The organism is Kribbella pittospori (assembly GCF_004331465.1).
In the GTDB taxonomy this organism is placed as follows: Bacteria; Actinomycetota; Actinomycetes; order Propionibacteriales; family Kribbellaceae; genus Kribbella; species Kribbella pittospori.
In genome coordinates, this window is sequence record NZ_SJKB01000001.1 from 1,172,620 (window position 1) to 1,195,787 (window position 23,168).

The 23,168-nt window shown below is 69.7% G+C and carries 17 protein-coding genes and 2 riboswitches; of the genes, 9 read left to right on the forward strand and 8 right to left on the reverse strand.

Annotated elements, in window-relative coordinates; genetic code table 11:
- Window positions 1–55: 55 nt before the first annotated feature.
- From E0H73_RS05360 to E0H73_RS05370, 3 genes are read right to left on the reverse strand one after another with little or no spacing between them, the layout of a single operon-like run.
- Window positions 56–925 (reverse strand): C40 family peptidase, encoded by an 870-nt coding sequence (locus E0H73_RS05360; protein WP_131352006.1) that lies wholly within the window; start codon window positions 923–925, stop codon window positions 56–58.
- Window positions 922–1,986, reverse strand: a complete 1,065-nt coding sequence (locus E0H73_RS05365) for a mandelate racemase/muconate lactonizing enzyme family protein (protein ID WP_131352008.1) — start codon at window positions 1,984–1,986, stop codon at window positions 922–924. Before E0H73_RS05365 ends, E0H73_RS05360 begins: the two co-directional genes overlap by 4 nt.
- Window positions 1,983–2,795 (reverse strand): serine hydrolase, encoded by an 813-nt coding sequence (locus E0H73_RS05370; RefSeq protein ID WP_131352010.1) that lies wholly within the window; start codon window positions 2,793–2,795, stop codon window positions 1,983–1,985. Before E0H73_RS05370 ends, E0H73_RS05365 begins: the two co-directional genes overlap by 4 nt.
- A 219-nt stretch (window positions 2,796–3,014) precedes the next feature.
- On the opposite strand from E0H73_RS05370, the gene E0H73_RS05375 reads away from it, so the two are divergent.
- A complete protein-coding gene (locus tag E0H73_RS05375) occupies window positions 3,015–3,935 on the forward strand; it encodes a cobalamin biosynthesis protein (protein ID WP_238163814.1) in 921 nt (306 codons plus the stop codon).
- Window positions 3,926–4,609: a histidine phosphatase family protein gene (locus tag E0H73_RS05380; RefSeq protein ID WP_131352016.1), complete on the forward strand. Its 684-nt coding sequence runs from the start codon at window positions 3,926–3,928 to the stop codon at window positions 4,607–4,609. Before E0H73_RS05375 ends, E0H73_RS05380 begins: the two co-directional genes overlap by 10 nt.
- Before the next feature lie 10 nt (window positions 4,610–4,619).
- On the opposite strand, the gene E0H73_RS05385 is transcribed toward E0H73_RS05380, so the two are convergent.
- On the reverse strand, window positions 4,620–4,958 hold the full coding sequence (locus E0H73_RS05385) for a hypothetical protein (protein WP_131352019.1): 339 nt from the start codon (window positions 4,956–4,958) through the stop codon (window positions 4,620–4,622).
- A gap of 137 nt (window positions 4,959–5,095) precedes the next feature.
- Between E0H73_RS05385 and E0H73_RS05390 the strand changes: the two genes are divergently transcribed.
- A complete protein-coding gene (locus E0H73_RS05390) occupies window positions 5,096–6,064 on the forward strand; it encodes a DUF3500 domain-containing protein (RefSeq protein WP_131352022.1) in 969 nt (322 codons plus the stop codon).
- 5 nt (window positions 6,065–6,069) lie between these two features.
- Here E0H73_RS05390 and E0H73_RS05395 read toward each other — a convergent pair whose 3' ends face one another.
- Together E0H73_RS05395 and E0H73_RS05400 are read right to left on the reverse strand one after the other, a co-directional pair.
- The gene (locus tag E0H73_RS05395; RefSeq protein ID WP_131352025.1) at window positions 6,070–7,344 is read right to left on the reverse strand and encodes a vanadium-dependent haloperoxidase; all 1,275 of its coding nucleotides are present in this window, start codon (window positions 7,342–7,344) and stop codon (window positions 6,070–6,072) included.
- A 60-nt stretch (window positions 7,345–7,404) separates the two neighbouring features.
- Window positions 7,405–8,676, reverse strand: a complete 1,272-nt coding sequence (locus E0H73_RS05400) for a vanadium-dependent haloperoxidase (RefSeq protein WP_202867201.1) — start codon at window positions 8,674–8,676, stop codon at window positions 7,405–7,407.
- A 144-nt stretch (window positions 8,677–8,820) separates the two neighbouring features.
- Window positions 8,821–8,961: riboswitch (cobalamin riboswitch) on the forward strand.
- A gap of 36 nt (window positions 8,962–8,997) precedes the next feature.
- On the opposite strand from E0H73_RS05400, the gene cobN reads away from it, so the two are divergent.
- Both cobN and surE read left to right on the forward strand, forming a co-directional pair.
- Entirely contained in the window at window positions 8,998–12,708 is a 3,711-nt protein-coding gene (cobN, locus tag E0H73_RS05405; protein WP_131352028.1) for a cobaltochelatase subunit CobN, read from the forward strand.
- Between the two features lie 22 nt (window positions 12,709–12,730).
- Entirely contained in the window at window positions 12,731–13,495 is a 765-nt protein-coding gene (gene surE / locus E0H73_RS05410) for a 5'/3'-nucleotidase SurE (RefSeq protein ID WP_131352031.1), read from the forward strand.
- Here the strand turns inward: surE and E0H73_RS05415 are convergent.
- Together E0H73_RS05415 and E0H73_RS05420 are read right to left on the reverse strand one after the other, a co-directional pair.
- Window positions 13,492–14,181: a 3-keto-5-aminohexanoate cleavage protein gene (locus tag E0H73_RS05415; protein WP_131352034.1), complete on the reverse strand. Its 690-nt coding sequence runs from the start codon at window positions 14,179–14,181 to the stop codon at window positions 13,492–13,494. The genes surE and E0H73_RS05415 overlap by 4 nt on opposite strands.
- 134 nt (window positions 14,182–14,315) lie before the next feature.
- The gene (locus E0H73_RS05420) at window positions 14,316–17,264 is read right to left on the reverse strand and encodes a helix-turn-helix transcriptional regulator (RefSeq protein ID WP_131352037.1); all 2,949 of its coding nucleotides are present in this window, start codon (window positions 17,262–17,264) and stop codon (window positions 14,316–14,318) included.
- Between the two features lie 97 nt (window positions 17,265–17,361).
- Window positions 17,362–17,488: riboswitch (cobalamin riboswitch) on the forward strand.
- Window positions 17,489–17,556: 68 nt separating this feature from the next.
- On the opposite strand from E0H73_RS05420, the gene E0H73_RS05425 reads away from it, so the two are divergent.
- The 4 genes from E0H73_RS05425 (at window position 17,557) to bluB (ending at window position 23,141) form a co-directional block, all read left to right on the forward strand.
- A complete protein-coding gene (locus E0H73_RS05425) occupies window positions 17,557–19,608 on the forward strand; it encodes a putative cobaltochelatase (protein ID WP_238163815.1) in 2,052 nt (683 codons plus the stop codon).
- A complete protein-coding gene (gene cobO / locus E0H73_RS05430) occupies window positions 19,608–20,222 on the forward strand; it encodes a cob(I)yrinic acid a,c-diamide adenosyltransferase (protein WP_131352043.1) in 615 nt (204 codons plus the stop codon). Before E0H73_RS05425 ends, cobO begins: the two co-directional genes overlap by 1 nt.
- A gap of 163 nt (window positions 20,223–20,385) precedes the next feature.
- A complete protein-coding gene (locus E0H73_RS05435) occupies window positions 20,386–21,720 on the forward strand; it encodes a cobyrinic acid a,c-diamide synthase CobB (RefSeq protein WP_238163853.1) in 1,335 nt (444 codons plus the stop codon).
- Window positions 21,717–23,141 (forward strand): 5,6-dimethylbenzimidazole synthase, encoded by a 1,425-nt coding sequence (gene bluB / locus E0H73_RS05440; protein WP_131352049.1) that lies wholly within the window; start codon window positions 21,717–21,719, stop codon window positions 23,139–23,141. Before E0H73_RS05435 ends, bluB begins: the two co-directional genes overlap by 4 nt.
- Window positions 23,142–23,168: the final 27 nt, after the last annotated feature.

Below are 23,168 nucleotides of genomic sequence, written 5' to 3' on the forward strand. Positions count from 1 at the left end.
CTGAAAGACACACATCGCCCCCGGACCGACCTGGTCCGGGGGCGATGTTGCGTAGTCAGAGCTTGGCGGCGGCGACCAGGGTGGCTCTGCGTTCGTCGGGCACCGTCGCGTCTTCCAGGCGCTTGCCCGTCTCCGACGCGTGCAGCATCCCGGTATCGGAGACGAAGCCCACGTGGTGGATCTGCTTGCCGGGCCGCCCGAAGAAGTAGAGGTCGCCGGGCTGCGCCTCGTCGATCGGGATGTTCTCCAGCATCGCGGCCTGGTCGTGCGCGTCACGAGGGATGCGCAGCCCCAGCACCCGGCAGACCGTGTGGGTCAGTCCGGAGCAGTCCAGGCCGTACGCCGACGTACCGCCCCACAGGTACTCGAGCCCGAGGAACAACGCCCCCAACCGCAACCGGTCCTCGGGCGTCGACGGCTGCTCGACAGACCGCAGTACGTCGTCCGCCAGCCAGCCTGATCCGCCGTCCGGGGTAGCCACCCGGGTGTACCCGTCGGCGTGCTCGGTCGATGCCAGGACGGTCGCGAACGAGAGCTCGCCCAGCGGCGCGCCCGCGCCCGGCTCGGCGAGCAGCATCGCGGTCGGGACCGTGATCGCAACCGGTGCGGTCGCGCTGCTAGGCAGCTCGCCCAGGTGGCTCGACGGCACCCAGCCCGGGTACCCGAGCTCGTCGTTGGACGACGGCTGCCACGGCGCCAGGATCTCCGACCAGCCGTCCCGCTCCGAGCGGACCAGGACGGGTTCGGCGAACAGCAGTTGGGTCAGGGTCCGGCCGTGCAGGCCGAGCCGGGTCTCGGTGTCCATGGACTTCGCCCACGCGGCCACATCGGGCTGGGCGGCGACGGCCGCGGCGTCGATGTCACGGGGCGCATCCGGCGCGGTCCAGACGGTACTGACCGGGACTTTGGCGGCGACTAGCTTCATACGGTCAAGCCTGTCACGCCGAGTCCAGGAGCCGCAGGCAGGTGGATCAGCGAGCCGTCGTACCGGATCCCGCCGGTCACCGGCGCCTGCTTCAGCCACCAGGCCGCGTCGAGGTCGTTGACCGCCGACGTCGGGTACGCCGACACCAGCGCGGCCGCCGCGCCGACGCCGACGTGGCTCTCCATCATCGAGCCGACGATCGTCCTGATCCCGTGCTCGCGGGCCAGTTCCAGCAGGGTCCGGGCCGGTCCGAGCCCGCCGCACTTGGCCAGCTTCACGTTCACCATGTCGGCGGCGCCGTGCCGGATCATGTTCACCAGGTCGCGTACGCCGTACACGGACTCGTCGGCGAGGATCGGCGTACGGACCCGGTCGGTCACCCACGCCATCCCTTCGATGTCGGCGGCAACGACCGGCTGTTCGACGAGTTCGAGGTCGCAGCCCGCGTCCTCCATCGCCCGGATGGCGGTGACCGCGTCGCGCCGCGACCAGCCCTGGTTGGCGTCCAGCCGGAGCGTCGGTTCCGGCCCGATCGCCTGGCGGGCCCGCCGGACCCGTTCGACGTCGGCGCGGGCGTCGGTGCCGACCTTGATCTTCAGTACGTCGAAGCCGTCCGCGAGCCTGGCCTGTGCCGCGGCCGCGAGCGCATCGGGGTCGCCGACGGACAGCGTCATGTCGGTGCGCACGGTGTCGACGGTCGAGCCGAGGAAACCGTGCAAAGTCTGCCCGCGACGCCGCGCGGCCAGGTCGTGCAGCGCGACGTCGACCGCGCCCTTCGCGCCGAAGTTGCCGGTCGCGGCGTTCTGCACGCGGCGCAGCGCCTCGGTCAGGTCGTCCGGGCCGAGACCGTCCAGGGCAGCGGTGATCGGTCCCTCGACGCAGGCCTGCGACCCGGCGAGCGAATCGCCGGTCACCTTCCACACCTGCGGCGCCTCGCCCCAGCCGCTGAGCTCGCCGTCGCTCACCTCGACCAGCAGCGAGTCCGCGTGCGTCGCCGTCCGCAGTGCCGTGATGAACGGCGTGTGCAGCGGCGCCGAGACCAGATGCGTGCTGACCTTCATCGGACCCCTCCCAGATCCCGACGGTGGTTCCACGCCTCGAGCGCGATGTTCGCGATCAGCTTCTGCGCATCCGCGTCGGCCAGGTCGGACGTCGTACACACGACCAGCACGAACGGATCGGCGTCCGGTGGGCGGACGATGCCGCCGTCGTGCCGGATCCGGGTGTCCCAGCCGTTCTTGTGCTCGACCCGGGTCCCGGCCGGCAACAGCGCCGGGATCTCGCCGTTCCACTGGTTGCCGGCCAGCAGGTCCCGCAGGTAGTTGCCCGAGGCGCCCTGCTGATTGCCGACAGCAACCAGTACGCCGGCCAGACCCGCCGGGCTCATCAGGTTGCTGATTCCGGCCCGCACGCCCGGCCCGTCGTCGATCCCGCGCCGGATCGCACTGTCCCCAGGCCCGTACTCCGCGAGTACGGCGTGGGCGGCGTCGACGCCGACCTGCTCCAGCACGAGGTCCGTCGCGAGGTTGCTGGACCGGGTGATCATCTCGGTCGCCAGCCACCCGAGCGGCACCTGCTCACCCAGCTTCGTCCAGGTCGCCGGCGCCTCGTCCTCGTCCGGGTTCACCCCGAACCGCCCGCCGGCCGCGGACGCGAAGTCGTTGTGCACGGTCACCGGCTGGTCGAGCGCCAGCTCACCAGCCTCGACCTTGCGCATCATCGCCATTGCCACCGGGAGTTTCATCGTGCTCGCCGAGTAGTGCGTCCGCTCCGCCAGATGCTCGAACACCGGTACGCCGTCCAGCCGCCCCAGCCACACCCCGAAGGCGCCGCTCCCGTCGACGTCCCGGAGCAGTTCCGCGATTCCCATGCCGATCACCCAACCACACCAGGCCCCTGGCAGACTCCAAGGGTGTTGAGTACCCCGTGGTGGAGATCCTTCGGCGCTTGCGGCGCCCAGGCACGCACCTCGCGGCACTTGAGGTTCGTCCACGATGAACCCGCATCGAGGACGCCCCTCAAGCACCGCGATGCACGCACCTGGACACCGCAATCACTCGAAGCCTCTCCACCACGGGGTACTAGGGCATTGGGTCTCCTCCTCGGGTTCGCGGCCGACCGTGTTCTCGGTGATCCCCGCCGCTTCCACCCGGTGGCCGGCTTCGGGCAGGCGGCGTCCCGCGTGGAGTCCCGCTGGTACGCCGACTCCCGCGCGGCCGGTACGGCGTACACGGTCGCCTTGGTCGGTACGACGGCAGTCGCCGGAGTCGTGGTCGAGCGGCTGACCCGGAATCGTCCGATCGTCCACACGCTCGTCACCGCGGCCGCGACGTGGACCGTGCTCGGCGCTCGCAGCTTGGACCGCGAGGCCGAGGTGATGGCCGGGCTGCTCGAGGACAAGGACATCCCGGCCGCCCGCGACCGCCTCAGCCATCTGTGTGCTCGGGACGCGACCAATCTGGAAGCCGACGAGCTCGCCCGGGCGACCGTGGAGTCGATCGCCGAGAACACCTCCGACGCCTGCGTGGCGCCACTGCTTTGGGGCGGCGTGCTCGGCGTACCGGGGCTGCTCGGCTACCGCGCCGCCAACACTCTGGACGCGATGGTCGGCTACAAGTCCGAGAAGTACCTGAACTTCGGCTGGGCGTCCGCGCGGCTGGACGACGTGCTCAATCTGCTGCCTGCGCGCGTGTGCGCCGTGCTCACCGGCCTCGCCGCCGGCCGGCCCAGACAGACCATCCAGATTTGGCAGCGGGATGCGCCAAGGCACCCGAGCCCGAACGCCGGCCCGGTCGAGGCCGCGTTCGCCGGTGCGCTCGACCTGACCCTCGGCGGCACGAACAGTTACGGGTCGTATCAGGAGGACCGAGGCACACTGGGCGACGGACCCACACCGGCGGTTGCGGACGTACGCCGTACCGCGGCGCTGGCCAAGCGTGTCGGTGTGGTTGCCGCTGGGGTCGCTGCGATCCTGGCCGTCGCCGGCCGGAAGGGAACACGATGGGGTTGAGTCACCGCCCGCTGCGGATCGCACTGATCCGGCACGGCGAGTCCGAGGCGAACCTGGACAAGTCGATCTTCGAGCGAGTACCCGACCACGCGATCCCGCTCACGCCACACGGGCACGAGCAGTCGGCCAAGGCGGGCAAGTACCTGCGCGAGCTGTTCGAGAACGAGCCGGCCCGCGTGTACGTCTCGCCGTACGTGCGGGCCTGGCAGACGCTGGACTCTCTCGGGCTGGACGACCTGATCGGTGAGCCCCGCGAGGAGCCGCGGCTGCGGGAGCAGGACTGGGCCAACTACCAGGACACCGCGGACATCGAGCGGCAGGAGGTGCTCCGGGACCGGTTCGGGCACTTCTTCTACCGGTTCACCCACGGCGAGTCGGGGTCGGACGTGTACGACCGGGTGTCGACGTTCCTGGAGACGATGCACCGCGACTTCGAGGCCCCGGACGCGCCTCAGAACGTGCTGCTGGTGTCGCACGGGCTGACCATGCGGCTGTTCTGCATGCGCTGGTTCCACTGGTCGGTCAAGTTCTTCGAGACACTGCGGAACCCGGACAACGCCGAAACGCGCGTCCTGCTGCGGCAGCCGGACTTCCAGTACAAGCTGGACCGGCCGTTCGAACAGTGGACGACGACGTACAAACCGACGGAACGGGAACGATCGGCCTGGCTGTAAGGCGGCAGCTTCACGCGCGGATTGCGGCGAGAATGAACAACGCCGCGAGCAGCAGCGCCGCCAGCGCGGGCACCGTCAGCAGGACTGTGCGGAGTGCGACGCCGATGGTGAAGGGCCGGAGGCGCCTGGTCCACGTCCACCGCAGAACTCCGAAGCCCAGCGAGCCGATGACGGCCGCGAACGGGAGCGTGACCGCCTTGTACGGGTCCGCAGTGACGAGATACAGAATGAACAGGAAGACCAGATAGACGCCTAGCAGCGTGCCAGGACGGCGGAGGAAATCGACCCACGGGGGCCGAGTCGACGTCGCCCGTCCGTGCTCGATCCGCGATCGTGGCCGTCCAGACACCTGTGCAGCGTACGACCGCACAGGGCCGCGGTCGGCGTGACAGCGACCACCGCGACGTCCCGTGACGCGACCGTGCCGAGGTGGTCAACGTAGGCTTGGCGGGGCCAACTCTGGGCGACGGAACGGGAGCGATCGGCATGGTTGTAGAGCAGACCAAGCAAGCTGTCCTCGATCTGCTGGCGAGCCTTTCGCCGGCACAGCTCGACAAGGTCAAGGCGGCGTTCGACACCCCGGACCACAAGCAGTGGACGTACCTGCCGGGTGCCGTACCGGGGCTTCCGCTGACCGAGCTGACGCCGGCCCAGCAGCAGTTGGTGGAGAAGCTGGTCGCGATCGGGTGCAGTGAGCGTGGCGTGGCCGACGTCTGGGCGGTGTGGGACGCGGAGATCATCGTGCGCGGGATCCCCGAGCTCCCGCCGACAGGGGAGTGGGAGGGATCCGTCGTCGCCGACCGGTACTACCTCCGCGTACTCGGTGATCCCGCCGGGACGGAGCCGTGGGCCTGGCGGCTGAACGGCCACCACCTGGCCTTGCACGTGACGCTTGTGGACGGGGCGATCTCGTTCACCCCGCAGTTCCTCGGGTCGAACCCGGCCGAGGTGCGGTCCGGACCGCAGGCCGGCCGGCGCTTTCTCGCCGACGAGCAGGACCTCGGCTTCCAGCTCCTGCACGCGCTCGAGCCGGGCCAGCGCGAGGTCGCCATCGTCTCGCCGGAGGCACCCGACGACATCCTGACCCGGCACGACCCGGTCGCCGACGCCAAGCTTCTCCACCAGGGCCTCGCGTACGGCGACATGACCGCGGACCAACGGCAGTTGTTCAGCCTCCTCATCGGCCAGTACGTCGGCCGCGCCGCCGGACCGATCGGCCTGCAGACCTGGCAGGACATCACCGATCAGGGCATCGAGCGCCTCAGCTTCGCCTGGGCCGGCGAGACCGAACCCGGCGTCGGCCACCGCCATTACTACTCGATCGCCGGCCCGACGTTCCTGGCCGAGTACGACAACACCCAGGACGACGCGAACCACATCCACTCGGTCTGGCGAGACGTCCGCAACGACTGGGGCACCGACCTCCTGGCCGCGCACTACGCCATGCACCGCTGAGCGGTTCAGCGGAACTGGTGGTTCGCGACCCAGTTCGCCACCTGGTGGCCGAGCCGGTTCCCGTCGTCCACCGCTTCGCGGAACTGGAGACCCTGCCAGACCTGGGAGCTTCTCGTCTCGTCGTCCAGCAGGAGGACGGAGTCGAAGTGCCGGGTCGTCGAGGTCACCGGCGATGAGACGTACAGGTCGAGTGAACGCCCGCCGAACAGCCGCCGGAAGGTCTCCGTCGCCGCGCCGGTGATGCAGGCGTGGCTGCTGACGTACTCCGGGTCCGGCGGTGTCGCGACCAGCGGTTTCCAATCCGGATCGCTGGTGGTGCCGCCGTTGCCGTCGGTGTCGGCCAGGTGGATCGCCGTACCCGGTCGCCAGAACGCGTAGTCGTACTTGGCTCGCCAGCACGCGACCAGGGCGTCGGCGGTGCTGGTGCCGAGGAGCGCGAAGGCACGCGCACTCGTGACGGTGTCCATTCCGCGCCGGGTGACCTTGTCGCGCAGCGCCTGCTGGTACTGCGCGACCGGGTTCGCGCTCCAGAACAACGCGGTCTCGGTCTGCTCCGCCGTACGGCTGGAGCCGTCCTTCGCGCCTTTCTTCGTCACCTCGGCGAGCTCGCGGGCGTACGCCTCGGAGTCGAGCGGGTCGGGACCAGGCACCTCGACCTGCTTCGGCGACTTGAGCACGAGCGGCCGGACGAACCCGAGCCACGGCACCCGCATCGGCTCACCGTTCGTCGGCCGCCACCTGCCCGGTCCGGACGCGACGTCCAATGACCGTGCGGCATCGCGCCCGTCGTTGCGCCGTGCGGCGATCAGCGCATCCGCGGCTGCCTGGCCGACCTCCTGGCCCCGAGCCTTCGCCGGGCCACTCGACACGTCGCTGAGCGACGCGGAGTAGTCGGCCTCGAGCTGCCGCGCGGAGGCGGGGAAGTAGTGGCTCAGCACGCGGTACGCCGCGGTCGCCGCCGCGGCCTGCGTCGATGCGTGCGCCTCGGCTCGTGGTTGCTTCAGAAACGGGCGGTAGTGACCCTCGATCGTCACCACCGCGTCGTACACGGCGATCGACACGAAGCCGAAGTACTGCCCGGACACGGGAACCGGGGTGGCGTTCTCGGTGACGATGGTCCGCTCGGCGATCGCGTTCCAGGTCGTGACCACCGCCGGATCCGTGTCATCAGTGCCGTCGCCTTGGCGAATACCGGTCGCCAGGCTGGTCGGGACCAACACAGCCGAGGCAACAAGACCAGCAGCGAGAGCGATGACGAGTCCAGGGTGTTCGCGGCGCACCGGATTCTCCTTCAGCCGCCTGCTGGTCCCCTCCAGGACAACTGCCGCAGCGGGTTGAGGTCAGCGACGCTGGAACTCGTGGTTCGCGGTCCAGGACGCGACCCGATGGCCGAGCCGGTTCCCGTCGTCCATCGCCTGCCGGAAGTGCAGCCCCAGCCAGATCCGCGCGTTCTTGGTCTCGGCGTCCAACGCCGCGGCAGTGCGGAAATGACGAGTCGTCCCCGTCACCGTCGAGGAGACGGTCAGGTTGATCGAACGCTCCCCGAACAGGCGGCTGAAGGTCTCGGATGTGGCGCCGCTGACGCAGGCATGGCCGCTGACATAGTCCGGGTACGGCGGTGTCGGGACGAGCGATGTCCAGGCCGGATCAGGCGTCGTCGCGCGGTTGCCGTCGGTGTCCGCCAGCCGGATTGCCGTGATCGGCCGCCAGTAGGCGTAGTCGTACTTGGCCCGCCAGCACGCGATCAGCGCATCAGCGGTGCTCGTGCCCAGGAGTGCGAAGGCTCGCGCGCTCTTCACGATGTCCAGCCCGCGCTGGGTGACCCGGGTTCGCAGTGCTGCCTGGTACTGCGCGGGGGCGTTCGCGTTCCAGAACAACGCGGTCTGGGTCTGGGCCGGCGTACGGTCGGAGCCCTCTGCGGCGCCCATCGCCTTCACTTCGGCGAAATCGCGCGCGTACGCCTTCGACGTGATCGGGTCGGGACCGGGCAACCGCACCTGCGTCGGTGACTTGAGAGCGAGCGGTTCGACGAACCCGAGCCACGGCACGAGCGTCAGCGCGAACGCGTCAGGAGTCGGACGCCACACACCGGGTGCCGGTGTGACGTCGAGGGTCACCGCCGCGCCGCGCCCGTCGTCGAGTCGCGCCTTGATCAGCGATGCCGCGGCGGTGTCGCCGACCTGCTGCCCACGGGTCTTCGCCGAGCCGTCCGGGATGCTGCTGAGCGAACTGGCGTAGTCCGTCGCGAGGTTCTGCGCGGACGCCGGGAAGTAGTAGCTCAGCACCCGGTACGCCGCAGTCGCCGCCGCGGCCTCCGTCGACGCCTTGCCCCGGACATGCGGTTGTTTCAGATACGGCCGATACCGGCCTTCGATCGCCACCACCGCGTCGTACACGGCGATGGAGACGAAGCCGAAGTACAGGCCCGAGGCTGGAATCGGCGTGGCGTTCTCGGCGAAGACGGTCCGCTCGGCGATCGCGTTCCACGTGGTGATCACGGCGGGATCGGCAGGCTTGGTGCCGGTCGCGAGGCTTGGTGGGACGGCAACGGCCGAGGTGGCCAGTCCGGCCACGACGATCGCGCTCACGAATGCGGGATGGTGGAAGCGCACAAGAATCTCCTTCAGTAGAAGCCGAGCGACTTGTGCTGAAGCAGCGTTGTGCGCGATGCCGGAGGAGGCCCGCGGACAAGCCCGATCATTCCCGACTAGCACCGCCGAGCCGGGCGGGTCAAGGACTCGCCGCGCTCCTTCGGAGTTCAAGCGTCCGATAGAGTCTCGGCGTCAAGCGATGGCATGTGTAGGAACCCGGTGTGAGTCCGGGACGGTCCCGCCACTGTGACCCAGCGCCGTAGCCGGGCGTGGGGAGTCAGGAACTGCCGCTGTCGCACCTCCGGACGGGGCGTGGACACCCCGAGGAAGGACCGGTCGCGCATGCCCGCGAACCTCCTGTTGCTCTCCACCGCCGACACCGATCTGCTCGCCGCCGCGGAGGCGGACGCCGGCTGGAAGGTCGCGAATCCGGCCCGGCTCGACCTGGCCGACCTGACTCCGTTGCTGGACGCGGCCGAGATCGTGGTGGTCCGGCTGCTCGGAGGTCGTCGGGCCTGGGAGGAGGGCGTCGACGCGGTGCTCGCATCTGGCAAGCCGGCGGTCGTGGTCAGCGGGGAGGCCGCGCCCGACGCCGAGCTGATGTCGTTGTCGACCGTGCCTGCGGGTGCGGTGACCGAGGCATTGGCCTACCTCCGCGAAGGTGGCTCCGAGAACCTGCGCAACCTGGCCGCCTTCCTCAGCGACACGCTGCTGCTGACGGGCGACGCCTTCGACCCGCCCCGCGCGCTCCCGGCGTACGGCGTGCGTGGGACGTTCGTCGAGGATGAGCGACCGGTGGTCGGGATCGTCTACTACCGCGCGCACGAGATCTCCGGGAACACGGCCTTCGTTGATGCGCTGGCTGGTGCGGTCGAGGCTGCGGGCGCTCAACCGCTCCCCGTGTACTGCGGGACGCTCCGCAGACTCGATCCGACCAGCGCCGAGAACGCCGGACTGTTCGAGCTACTGCGGAAGTGCGACGTACTGGTCACGACCCTGCTCGCCGCCGGCGGATCTGTCGCGGCCAACGCGAGCGCGGGCGGCTCGGATGACGCCTGGGACGCCGGTGCGCTCGCGTCGCTCGACATCCCGCTGATCCAGGGCCTCGCGCTGACCTCCACCCGCGAGCAGTGGCTGGCCAGCGACGCCGCGATCAGTCCGATGGACGCCGCGACCCAGGTGGCGATCCCTGAGTTCGACGGGCGACTGATCACGATCCCGTTCTCCTTCAAGGCGTACGACGCCGACGGCCTGGCCCGCTACGCGCCGGACCCGGAGCGGTGTAACCGGCTGGCCGGGATCGCGGTCGCACATGCGCGGCTCCGTCACGTGCCGAACGGTGACAAGCGGCTCGCGCTGGTGCTGTCGTCGTACCCGACCAAGCACGCGCGGATCGGGAACGCGGTCGGCCTGGACACTCCGGCCTCGGCGGTCGTCCTGCTCGGACAGCTGCAGGCGGCCGGGTACGACCTGGGCGGCCTCGATCTCAGTGAACTGCAGGGCGCGGACGGCGCTGACGGGCTGATCCACCGACTGATCGCGGCCGGCGGTCACGACGTCGACTGGCTGACCGACGAGCAGCTGGCCAACGCCGTCGCGAAGATCCCGCGGTCGGTCTACGAGCTGTGGTTCGGGCGCGTCCCGGAGTCGTTGCGCGAGGCAATGACCGAGGCATGGGGCGAGGCGCCCGGAGAGCTGTACGTCGACACGTCCGGGGACGAGCCCGCGATCGCGCTGGCGGCGTTGCGGTTCGGGAACGTCGTACTGATGATCCAGCCGCCGCGTGGCTTCGGAGAGAACCCGGTCGCGATCTACCACGACCCGGACATGGCGCCGTCGCACCACTACCTGGCGGCGTACCGCTGGCTTGAGTCCGCGCCGTCGGATGGCGGCTTCGGCGCGTACGCGGTCGTCCACCTGGGCAAGCACGGCACGCTCGAATGGCTGCCGGGCAAGGGGATCGGGATGGCAGCCGATTGCGCGCCGGACGCCGTCCTCGGGACTCTGCCGATGGTCTACCCGTTCATCGTCAACGACCCCGGTGAGGGGACGCAGGCGAAGCGGCGCGCGCACGCGACCGTCGTCGACCATCTGGTCCCGCCGATGGCGCGGGCCGAGACGTACGGCGACATGGCGAAGTTGGAGTATCTGCTCGACGAGTACGCGACCGTGTCGGCCCTGGATCCGGACAAGGTGCCGACGCTGCGGGCGCAGATCTGGACGCTGATCCAGGCGGCTCAGCTGCATCACGACCTGCACACGTCCGAGCGGCCCGAGGACGACGACTTCGACGAGTTCGTGCTCCACCTCGACGGCTATCTGTGCGAGATCAAGGACGTCCAGATCCGCGACGGGCTGCACATCCTCGGTGGTGCACCGGCCGGTGAGGCACGCGTCAACCTGGTGCTCGCCGTACTGCGTGCGCGGCAGCTCTGGGGCGGGTCGTACTCGACTCCCGGTCTGCGTACAGTGCTGGGGGAGACCTTCGGAGTCGACGAGGCTGCGATGCTCGCCGACCCCGGCCGGGCCGTGCCGGAGCTCGCCGAGTTGGCCACACTCGCAGACCTGCCCGCGGTGAGTGGCGCCGACGGTGTCGATCTGCTGGAAGCCGTTGCGCGCAAGCTCGTCGTCGGGATGGAGACGCTGAGCTGGGAGGCCGCCAAGGTCCCGGTCGTCGTGATCGAGGTGCTCGGCAGGTCGTCGGAGCAGGTCGAGGCGTCGCTGACCTTCGCCGCCGAGGAGGTCGTGCCGCGGCTGGCGCGGACCGGTGACGAGCTGACGAACGTACTGCGTGCCCTGGACGGCCGCTTCGTCGAGGCCGGTCCGTCGGGTTCGCCGACCCGTGGTCTGGTCAACGTCCTACCGACCGGGCGCAACTTCTACGCCGTCGACCCGAAGGCGATCCCGAGCCGCAACGCCTGGGACGTCGGAGTCGCGCTGGCCGACTCGCTGCTGGCCCGGCACAAGGCCGAGACGGGGGAGTGGCCGCGGTCTGTCGGCCTGACGGTCTGGGGTACGTCGGCCATGCGCACCCAGGGCGACGACCTCGCCGAGGTGTTGTGGCTGCTCGGCTGCCGCCCGGTCTGGGACGAGGCATCCCGTCGCGTCACCGGCTTCGAGGTGGTCGGCCTGGAGGAGCTCGGCCGGCCGCGGGTCGACGTGACGATCCGGATCTCCGGGTTCTTCCGGGATGCGTTCCCGCACGTGGTCACGCTCCTGGACGAGGCGGTCCGCACAGTCGCTGCCCTGGAGGAAGGGGCTTCGGACAACTACCTGCGAGCACACGTGGACGCCGACGTTGCGGCCGGCAACGACGTACGGGCGTCGACCGCTCGGGTCTTCGGCTCCAAGCCCGGCTCGTACGGCGCCGGCCTGCTGCCGCTGGTGGACGCGCGAAACTGGCGCACCGACGCCGAGTTGGCCGAGGTGTACGCGGTCTGGGGCGGGTACGCGTACGGCAAGGATCTCGACGGCGCCGAGGCCCGTGGCTCGATGGAACGCGCGTACGCCCGGATCCAGGTCGCGGCGAAGAACGCGGACACCCGCGAGCACGACATCATGGACTCCGACGACTACTTCCAGTACCACGGCGGCATGATCGCCATGGTCCGTCACCTGACCGGGTCCAACCCCAAGGCGTACGTCGGGGACTCCGCCGTACCGGCGCAGGTGAAGACGCGGACCCTGGAGGAGGAGACCAAGCGCGTCTTCCGGGCCCGGGTGGTGAACCCGCGCTGGATGGCGGCGATGCGGCGGCACGGGTACAAGGGTGCCTTCGAGATGGCCGCGACGGTGGACTACCTCTTCGGGTACGACGCGACCGCCGGCGTCGTGGACGACTGGATGTACGAAACCCTCACCACCGAGTACGTCGCCAACCCCGAGATGGCGGACTTCTTCCGCAAGTCCAACCCCTGGGCCCGCCACGGCATCGCCGAACGCCTCCTCGAGGCAGCCCAGCGCGGATTGTGGTCGGAGCCGTCACCGGAAGCGCTGGACACGCTCCGCAGCGCAGTACTTGAGACAGAAGGCGATATCGAGGACCGCGGCTGAGGTCCTGTGATTGGGTGGGGGTATGGCGCCTCCACGGTTGAGAGTCCTGATCACCAACGACGACGGTTACCAGGCTCCGGGGATCCGGGCGCTCGCACCCGTGATCGCCGCGCTCGGGCATGAGGTGCTCGTGCTGGCACCGCTGTACGACGAGAGCGGCGTCGGGTCGGCCCGTGCCGGGATGGTCGGGCGGCCGATCCGGACGGCGACGTTGGAGGAGAACGGCGTCACGTACATCGGCGTCGACGGTACGCCGGCTCTCGCGGTGACGCTGGCGTCCGTCGGGGCGTTCGGGCGGGCTCCGGACGTGGTGTTGTCGGGGATCAACCGCGGGCACAACATCGGCGTACCGATCTTTCACTCCGGCACTGTCGCGGCGGCGCTGACCGCGGCGGGGCAAGGGGTGTCGGCCGTCGCGATCAGCATCGACTCCGACGATCCGGACCACTGGCCGACGGCGGCTGCGGTCGCGGCCGAGGCGCTCACGTGGATCGTGCCGGAGCCGGCTGGGACTGTTCTGACCATCAACGTCCCGGACCGCCCGCTCGACGAGCTCAGCGGTGTCCGGCATGCCTCGCTGGCGCCGATCAAGCGCTCGCGCGTGGTCGGCGCGACGGCTCCCACCGGCGAGCCGATGATCGAGCTCGAACCACCGCTGCCCAACCCGGTGTCCGACTCCGACGAGGCGCTCCTGAAGGCCGGGTACGTGACCGTCACCCCGATCGTCGGTATCCGCGAGGTCAAGGACGACGCGGCCGCCACGGCGCTCGCGAAGCGCCTGTCCTAGAGGTAGCCCAGCAGGTCCGCGTTCGATCTGACGGGCTGGTCCTCCGGCCCCGTCAGCATGTCTTCCAGCCCGAGTCGTACGTCGTACCCCTGCGCCGAGGCCCAGCGCAGTACCGGCCAGGCCCACTCGCCCTCGCCATGCACAAGCACGTCACGCGTCGGCAGGGCGTCGAGCACCGCCACGGCCGCTGCGACGCCATCCGCTCCTGGCGACACTCCCGGGATCGCCTCGACCAGAACGCGCACCACAGGACCACCCCAGGCGAGGTACCTCCGCGCAGCCTCAGGCGTGAACAGCCCGGCCTCGACCCCGATCTCGCGCGCGATCAACAGGTCCGCAACCCGCTCCGCGCCGTCCTCATGAAAGTTCACACTCGCGAAGTCCGGCCCGGCTCGCCACTCGCCGATCAACCGCAACCTGGCCGCCAACTCCGGCACGATCTCCGCCCGAGTAGACACCCCAACCGGCACCCCCGGACAACTCACCCGCACGGCCTCGACCGCGACCCGGATGTCATCCCACCGCAGGCTCTCGCGCTCATCAGCTCCCCGCGGATGCACATGCAACGCCTGCGCTCCCGCCCGCACCGCAGCCGCACCCTCCGCCGCCAACTCCTCCGGAGTCACCGGTACGCCGGGGTGATCCGCTCGCGACCGGTCACCGTTCAGGCACGCCTTGATCAGCACGCCTTCAAGCTACCTAAGGGGGTATGCCGCGGATCTGAGGTGGATTGCCCGACGTGGCGACTCAGGGCCCGGCCGGAGGCCGGTATCGCCCTGGCCGCCCTGTGGGCCTACCGACGTCGCCATCCAGCCCACGTTCACTGACCAGGCAGCCGCCGCTCAGCCAGAGCGGCGGCTGCCACCCGACTCGTCGTCCCGGTCTTCCGCAGGATGTTCGACACATGAACGCTGACCGTCTTGTCACTGATGAAGAGGTCCTTGGCGATCTCGGAGTTCGACCGCCCGGCGACGAGGAAGGCCAGCACCTCGCGTTCGCGGTCGGTGAGTGCGGCTAGTCGTGGGTCGTCATCCTCCCGCTCGACCGGGACCGGCGTACTGAGATCGACCTTCGCTCGCCGAGCCAGCGACTCAACGGCCCGCCGCAAAGGCTCGGCACCTAGCTCGACCGCGCAGGTGTGAGCCTGCCGCAGGAGGTCGCGTGCCTGTACCGAAGTCGGTCCGCTCGTGAGTTCAGCCTCGGCGCACCGCCATTGCGCGACCGCTTGCTCCCAGCGACTTCCGGCCACACCGCAGGTGTCGGCCGCGCGGCGCCAGAGCTCAGGTTGATCCGGGGTATTCCGGCTGCCGCCGATCTCGGCCGCCAGGAGTGCCTCATTCATCGTCTGGACATCCACGCCACCCATGGCGTGGGCGAAGGGAGCCCGTGGCCACCCGTCGATGACGCTGTCGATCGCGTCAGCAGCGGCAGCGGCGGCGGCGACATCACCGCGGTCCCGGGCGGCGCAGGCTGCGTTGGCCGCCGCCTGGGCGAAGCCAGGAAGTACCTCGTCATCCCAGGCATCGGGCGCCTGATCCAGCGCGGTCAGACGTGGGCGTGCCCAGGCGACGGAGTCCGCGACCCTGCCTTCCGCGGTCATCAGCTCGATGCCGACGCGGGTGATGTACGGGCGGAGCGGATTGAAGTCGTCGGAGATCAGCTCCAACGCCCGATCGAAGTGCTGCCGGGCCTCCTCGGTCCGGCCGGTCCTGGCCGCGAGCAGGCTTGCGGACAGCCGGACGCCTGCTCCAGGGATGTCGGCCGCACGGGCCGCCAGCGCGGACCGCAACAAGGCGCGGCACTCGTCCCAACGGCCCAGGTCGATCAGCTCACCGGCGGCCTGGAACGCGAGGAAATACGCCCAGACACCGGCGCCGGCGGAAACAGCGTCGAGGTACGCCGCACGGGTGACCTCGGCTGCGTCGGACCGCGGGCCGATCGTGTGGAGGGCATTGAAACGGAAGATGGCGGCGTTGGTGGCGGTGTCGACATCCCCGCAGGACCTGGCCAACCGCTCCGCAATCTCCGCGTCGGCGAGCGACTTCAGCGGGGCGCGACTGTCGGTCACCGCTGCAAGTGCGACCAGGGCTCGCCCGAGGGCCTGTGTCGAGCCTGACCTGCGCGCGATCCGGACCGATTCCTCCGCGTGGAGCACGTCGTCCGGCAACCCGTGCAGCGTCTCGTCCTCGGACAACTCGGCGAACGCGATGGCGCGCTCCGGGCTCGCCGGGAAGTCCGTCGTCAACTCGATCGCTTCGAGTACGTCAGCCAGATCCGGCATCCCGGGCGACGTCGACTGCCAGCGGGCGGCGGACCGCGCGACCAGGAGATCGCACGCCAGCAACGGCTCGCGCTCCTTGTCCACCAGGCTCAGCGCCTCGGTCAGGAGCGGGAATGCCGCATCGGCCACGCTTGCACGGACACAGATCGTGCTTGTCCGTCGCAACAGACGGATCCGGTCGTCACGCCCGCCTCGGACTGCCGGTGATGCCGACTCCCAGAGGGCGCACGCGCGGCGGAGCTGGATCGCTTCTTCGGATGGGGCCCGCAGCTGTGCTGCCTGGTCGGCCGCCACCAGCGACCAACGGAAGGTCGCATCGATGGTTCCGGCTCGTTCGTTGTGGACCGCCAGGTCGGCGGCCGTCAACTCGGTGGGCCGCGACTCGAGGACGCGGACGTAGCCGGAATGCAGCTCGATCGCTTGGTCGGGGGACAGGCCGTCGTACAGGACCTCGGCCAGCAGCGGATGACGGAACCACCAATCGCCGCCTTCGTTCCACACCACCCCGCGGTCCTGCGCCTCGGACAGGCTTGGCGTGATCTGATTCGCCTTGATCCCATGACCGGAGGCGACTTCGGTCAGTACGGCGTACGACGTCGGGCGACCGCCGACGGCGAGAACTCTCGTGACCAAGCGGGCTTGTTCGGAGAGGCCGTGCCAGGTGGCGAGCAAGGCTTCCCCGAGTGCGACCGGGACTGTTGAAGGCAGACTTCGCTCGGAGCCGGACAGGCCGCGGACCATGAGTTCGACGAGGTACGGGTTGCCGTCCGACCTGGCCAGGACCTCGGTGGCGAGTTCGATGTCGGGTGTGCGGCCGAGCAGTCCTTCGATCTGGTTGCTGACGGCGTCGAGGTCCAGCGGTTGCAAGGAAATCTCGCCGAAGTACGGCATCCGGCGCATGTCGGCCAGCCAGGAGTGGAGCGGATGCCCTTCGCCGCGTTCCTCGGTCCTGCAGGTCGCGATCAGGACCAGCCGCTGTGCCCGGAATCCGGCGATCAGGTAGGACAGCACGTCCAGCGAGGCGACGTCGGCCCACTGCAGGTCGTCGATGACGACCACCGTCGGGCGCTGGTCCGCGATCCGGTTCAGCACGAGATCGACCAGCATCGGCAGCCGCGTCGAGTCGACGCCGTCGGCAGCGCCGCCGCCCGTGCCGATCGAGGGAAGCAAGGCGGTCAGTCCATCGGTCCCGGCGAGGATCCGCTCCCGCTCGTCCGCGTCGGCCTGGCTGAGCCAGTCCTGCAGTGCCCCGCTGATCGGCGCGAACGGAACCGATGCACCCCCGAAATGCACACACGATCCCCACAGCACGGTCAGCCGCGGATCCCGGCAGACCTCACGAGCCAACCGGCTCTTCCCGATGCCGGCCTCACCATGAATGACGATCGCACGAGGAATCCCACCGACGGCGTCCCGCACCACGTCGCCGAGCAGTTCCTGTTCAACAGCCCGCCCCGCAAACCGATGATCGGCCCGAAGACCCCCCATGCCACCTCAGTCAACACCCATCCCCACCCAACCGACAGGCCCATCACCGCCGGATGCGGGTGTGAACCTGGTCGCTGAAGGCGGGGGAGAGGTGTGCCATGATCGGGCCGACGGTTGTGGAGGAACACCGGTGACTGGCTTCGGCCGGGAGTCCGGGGCGGTCCCGCCACTGTGACCGGGGAGATCCCGGGAGCCAGGACATCCGCGTCCGTCCGCCGGGCCGCGGTCTCCGCGGTGCGGCGTACCAGCCGTAGCGGGCGTGGACACCCGCTCGACGAAGGGACTCCCCGCCGTGCGGTCTGCGCCATCCTCCTCCGGTTTTCCGTTCACCGCTGTGGTCGGGATGGAGGACCTCCAACTAGCGCTGATCCTGGCCGCCATCTCGCCGGCGATCGGCGGTGTGCTGATCCGGGGCGAGAAGGGTACGGCGAAGTCGACCGCGGTCCGGGCGCTCACGGAGATCCTTCCGCCGGTGGACGTCGTACCCGGGTGCCGCTTCTCCTGCGATCCCGAGCACCCCGACTCGACCTGTCCTGATGGGCCGCATGGTGCTGGTGCGCAGACGCGGTCGGCGCGGCTGGTGGAGCTTCCGGTGGGTGCGACTGAGGACCGGGTGCTTGGTTCGCTGCATCTGGAGAAGGCGTTGGCCGAGGGCGTTACGGCGTACGAGCCTGGGCTGCTGGCGGCGGCGCATCGCGGTCTGCTGTACGTCGATGAGGTCAATCTGCTGCACGACCATCTGGTCGACGTACTGCTCGATGCCGCGGCGATGGGGCGTGCGACGGTCGAGCGGGACGGGGTGTCGGTGACGCATCCGGCGCAGTTCGTGCTGGTCGGGACGATGAACCCGGAGGAGGGTGAGCTGCGGCCTCAGCTGTTGGACCGGTTTGGACTGACGGTGGACGTTGTTGCCAGCCGGGATCCTGCGGTGCGGGTCGAGGTGATGCGGGCGCGGCTTGCGTACGAGGCGGATCCGGTGGGGTTCGTGGCGCGGTACGACGGTCCGCAGCGGGAGCTGGCGGAGCGGATCGTCAAGGCCCGCGATTTGTTGACTGAGGTGATCCTGACGGATGCGGCGTTGCGTCAGATCGCGGAGATTTGTGCGTCCTTTGATGTGGACGGGATGCGGGCTGATCTGGTGACTGCGCGGACCGCGGTCGCGCATGCGGCGTGGTCAGGGCGGACGGTTGTCGAGGTGGACGACGTACGCGCCGCGGCCAAGCTCGCGCTCCCACACCGCCGGCGGCGGAACCCGTTCGACGCCCCGGGTCTGGACGAAGAACAGCTGGAAGAAGCCATCAACAACAGCACCCCACCGGAGCCAGACGATGACCCGGACGGCGGCCCTGACGGGCCGGGTGGTGGGAGCCCGAATCCGGCAGAGCCGGGGGATGGGGCGAGCGACCCGGCCGCCGACGGCGGAGACGAGCCGGATGGCCGGGTTGACGCCCGACCAGAGGACAGCGAGCGGTCGAAGGAGGGCGAGGCCGCGGGTCGGTCGGGGCCGGCGGCGGTGGGTGAGGTTGTTGGGAGCTCGGAGCCTTACAAGGCTCGGTTGTTGAGTGTGCGGGGGGCTGGGGTGGGGGTTGCGGGGCGGCGGTCTCGGGCTCTTACTGAGGTGGGGCGCGTGGTGGGGGATCGGGCGCGGGTTGGGCGGGAGGCTGGGCGGCCGCATTTGCTGGCGACCATTCGGGCTGCGGCACCGCATCAGCATCTGCGCGGGCGGACCGGGCCGGGGCTCGCGGTGCGGGCGGCGGATGTGCGGCTCGCCGTACGCGAGGGGCGTGAGGGCAACCTCGTGCTGTTCTGCGTGGACGCGTCCGGCTCGATGGGGACGAAGAAGCGGATGGGCGAGGTGAAGACCGCGATCGTCTCGCTCCTGCTGGATGCGTACCAGCGCCGCGACACCGTCGGACTCGTCACGTTCGCCGGCGCCGCCTCGACGGTCGCGTTGCCGCCCACCGGTAGCGTTGAGACCGCCGTACGTCGGCTTGAATCGCTTCCGACCGGAGGACGTACGCCGCTCGCCGAGGGACTACTGCAAGCTGCCGAAGTACTCCGAATCGCAGCAATCCGCGACCCGCGTCGACGGCCGCTGCTCGTGCTCGTCACCGACGGCCGGGCCACCCACGGAGACCACGCATTCGCGCGCGCCAGGCAGGCAGCCGGTTGGCTCGCTCAGCATGGGATAGCCACGGTGGTCGTCGATTGCGAGCCGCGTCGCGGCGTCCGGCTCGGGCTGGCCGGGGAGCTCGCGGCCGACCTCGGCGCGGAGTACCTGGACCTCGGTGAAGTTGCCGCTGGCAACCTCATCCGGACCGTCACGGATCGGAGGGCGGCCTGATGCCGAAAGGGCAGCCCAGCGTGGTGCCGCAGGACGGCCTGACCACCCGCCAGCGCCGGAACCGGCCGCTGCTGATGGTGCACACCGGCGAGATGAAGGGGAAGTCGACGGCCGCCTTCGGGATGGCGCTGCGCGGCTGGAACCAGGGCTGGAACATCGGCGTGTTCCAGTTCGTCAAGAGCGCGAAGTGGAAGGTCGGCGAGGAGAGTGCGTTCAAGGCGCTCGGTGAGGTGCACACCGCGACCGGTCAGGGCGGGCCGGTCGAGTGGCACAAGATGGGCGAGGGCTGGAGCTGGTCGCGCAAGTCCGGCACCGAGGAGGACCACGCCGCCGACGCGCTCGAGGGTTGGCGCGAGATCCAACGCCGGCTCGCCGCGCAGACCCACGACCTGTACGTCCTCGACGAGTTCACGTACCCAATGAAGTGGGGCTGGGTCGACGTAGACGAGGTCGTCGAAACCCTGGCAAACCGCCCCGGTCACCAGTACGTCGTAATCACCGGCCGCAACGCCGACCAACGCCTACTCGACGCCGCCGACCTGGTCACCGAAATGACCAAGCTCAAGCACCCGATGGATGCGGGCCAAAAAGGCCAAAAAGGCATCGAGTGGTAACGCCGGGTTCGGTGGCGGGACCAGCTACGGCAGCGGACCGCCCATCCTGTGCGGGGGTGGGGCGGCAGCACTCGGGTGCGGGAGTGGTGCGGGGGTCCTGTGTGCAGGCGGGGCGGCCGGCGCGTGTGGGTGTGGGGGAGATCTTGTGATTCCGCGGGTTGTGGTGGCGGCGCCGGCTTCGGGGGCTGGGAAGACTACGGTTGCTGTTGGGTTGATGGCGGCGTTGCGGCGGGCTGGGCACGTGGTTGCGGGGTTCAAGGTGGGGCCGGATTACATCGATCCTGGGTTTCATGCGGTCGCTACGGGGCGTCCGGGGCGGAACCTCGATCCGATGTTGTCTGGGGAGGAGCGGATCGGCCCGTTGTTCGCGCACGGTGCTGCTGGCGCCGAGCTCGCTGTTGTCGAAGGTGTGATGGGGCTGTACGACGGTGCTCTCGGGACCGAGGGGTTCTCGTCGACCGCGCATGTCGCGAAGTTGCTTAAGGCACCTGTCGTGTTGGTGGTCGACGCGTCGGCGGCGGGTCGGAGTGTCGGCGCCGTCGTTCAGGGTTTCGTTGCCTTTGACACCGAGATCCGGATCGTCGGCGTCATTCTGAACAAGGTCGGTTCGGACCGGCATGAGGCTGAGGTCCGGGCAGGCGTGGCGCCGACCGGCGTACCGGTGCTCGGGGTGCTTCGGCGGGACACGCGGCTCACCGTTCCCAGTCGTCATCTCGGTCTGGTGCCGGCCGATGAGCAGCGTGAGCAGGCGTCGGCGGCGGTTGAGGCTGCGGCCGAGCTGGTCCGGCAAGGCGTCGACCTGGAGGCGTTCGTTGCCGCTGCCCGCGCTTCCACGGATCTCGACGTCGAGGCGTGGGACCCGGCCGCGGAGGTGGCTCCCGCGGATGAAGGTCGGCCGGTGGTGGCGGTTGCTGGTGGGCCTGTGTTCTCGTTCCGTTATACCGAGACTGCGGAACTGTTGGTTGCTGCGGGCGCCGATGTGGTTGCCTTCGACCCGCTGTCCGATCCATTGCCTGAAGCAACCTCGGCGTTGTATCTGGGTGGCGGCTTCCCGGAGTTGCACGCTGAAGCGTTGTCGGCCAATGACGGACTCCGTCGGCAGGTGGCGACCGAGATCGCGGCCGGGCTGCCGGTCATCGCCGAGTGCGCCGGACTGCTCTATCTCTGTCGCGAGCTGGACGGCCACCCGATGACCGGCGTACTGCCCGCGACCGGCCGGATGACCGAACGCCTGACCCTCGGCTACCGTACGGCGATCGCTGCCACCACGAGTGCGTTCTTCGACGAGGGTCGTCGGGTCCGTGGTCACGAGTTCCACCGGACCGCGATCGAGCTGGACGCTGAGGTGGATCCGGCGTGGCACCTGCCCGCTGGCGTCGAGGGCGTCGCGCTGCCTCGGGTGCACGCGTCGTACTTGCACCTGCACTGGACGGCGAGCCCGGACGTCCCGGCCCGCCTCGTCGCGGAAGCGCGTGTGCATGCGGGGCTCGGGAAGTGAACCTCGTCGTCGGCATCGGCCTCCGCTCCGGTACGCCGTACCGCGAACTCCGGGACCTCGTCGCCAGCGCATTGGACGAGGCGGGCGGCGGCACGGTCCGGCTCGTCGTCACGGTCGTCGGCCGCGAAACCGAGCCAGGTGTACAACGCCTGGTCGCCTCCCTGAACGCCGAGCTGCAAACAGCGCCCGCCGAAGTGCTTGGACGCCAGCCCGTTCCGACACCGAGCGAGAAGGTCGAAGAGCTGGCCGTAACCCTGAGCGTAGCGGAGGCGGGAGTGCTGCTGACCGGCGCCGAGCTGGTGGTCCCGAAGCGCCGCTCAGCGGCGGCAACCGTGGCCATCGGCCGCCTGCCGGTGGCCGGCGCCGGCCCGGCGAAGGCCAGCCGGGCGACGACTCCCGCCCCCGGCTACGCCCCCGCCGAGCGGGAGGTGGTGCATCGGGTGATTTCGGAGCGGCGGGATGTGCGGCGGGGGTTTGTGCGAGAGCCGATTCCTGATGATGTGTTGGTGCGGGTGTTGGAGGCGGCGCATCGGGCTCCGAGTGTGGGGTTGAGTCAGCCTTGGGACTTTCTGCTGGTTCGGGATGTGGCGACGCGGCGGAAGGTGCATGATCTGGCGTCGGTTCAGCGGGATGCGTTCGCGGCGAGTTTGCCGCCCGACCGGAGGCAGTCGTTCGACGGACTGAAGATTGAGGCGATCCTGGACACCCCGCTGAATATCGCGGTCACCTGCGACGCCGGTCGCGGCGGGCGGCATGTGCTGGGCCGGCATGCAGACCCAAGGACCACCTGGTTCTCGGTGGCGATCGCGATCCAGAACCTCTGGCTCGCCGCACGAGCAGAAGGACTGGGCGTCGGCTGGGTCTCCTTCTTCGAGCCCGCCGAGGTCGCCGCAGTACTCAACCTCCCCGCCCACATCGAACTCGTCGGCTACCTCTGCATCGGGTACGTCGAGGCGTTCGCGGCCACGCCCGAGTTGGTACGCACCGGCTGGGCCGCCCGCCGCCCCCTCGCCTGGGCAGTCCACCAAGAGGAATGGGGCCAACGCGGTCTCCCCGGCGTCGCACCCACGTCGATCCTCGACGACGCGGTGCAGGCGAGGCAGAACGCCGTACAGACAAACAGCCAGCAGCTCGTCCGACTCATCGTGGGCGGCGATCCGGCGCAGTACCTCGAGCAGCCCGAGGCGCTCGTCGTACACATGCATTCAGAGAAACCCGCAGCCGACTTCGGTGTGCTGTGGCGGCCCGCTCGCACCCCGGTCGAGGCGGTAGAGCTCGGCGTCGAGCTCGCACGGGACCTGGCACTGCAAGGCGTAGGCGAGTTCGACATCCAGATCGTCGAGCGATCCGAGTTGGCCGACGCGATGGCCCGAGGACTGCGGGTAGGCGCGTCGGCCTGCGGGGTCACGACGGTTGAATGAGCCGGGAGAGCTGTCACACTCCTCCGC

Excerpts from the sequence above, each read along its gene's own strand:
- E0H73_RS05360 (WP_131352006.1), bottom strand. The coding sequence starts at position 925 with ATGAAGCTAGTCGCCGCCAAAGTCCCGGTCAGTACCGTCTGGACCGCG.
- E0H73_RS05365 (WP_131352008.1), bottom strand. The coding sequence starts at position 1,986 with ATGAAGGTCAGCACGCATCTGGTCTCGGCGCCGCTGCACACGCCGTTC.
- E0H73_RS05370 (WP_131352010.1), bottom strand. The coding sequence starts at position 2,795 with ATGGGAATCGCGGAACTGCTCCGGGACGTCGACGGGAGCGGCGCCTTC.
- E0H73_RS05380 (WP_131352016.1), top strand. The coding sequence starts at position 3,926 with ATGGGGTTGAGTCACCGCCCGCTGCGGATCGCACTGATCCGGCACGGC.
- E0H73_RS05390 (WP_131352022.1), top strand. The coding sequence starts at position 5,096 with ATGGTTGTAGAGCAGACCAAGCAAGCTGTCCTCGATCTGCTGGCGAGC.
- cobN (WP_131352028.1), top strand. The coding sequence starts at position 8,998 with ATGCCCGCGAACCTCCTGTTGCTCTCCACCGCCGACACCGATCTGCTC.
- surE (WP_131352031.1), top strand. The coding sequence starts at position 12,731 with ATGGCGCCTCCACGGTTGAGAGTCCTGATCACCAACGACGACGGTTAC.
- E0H73_RS05420 (WP_131352037.1), bottom strand. The coding sequence starts at position 17,264 with ATGGGGGGTCTTCGGGCCGATCATCGGTTTGCGGGGCGGGCTGTTGAA.
- cobO (WP_131352043.1), top strand. The coding sequence starts at position 19,608 with ATGCCGAAAGGGCAGCCCAGCGTGGTGCCGCAGGACGGCCTGACCACC.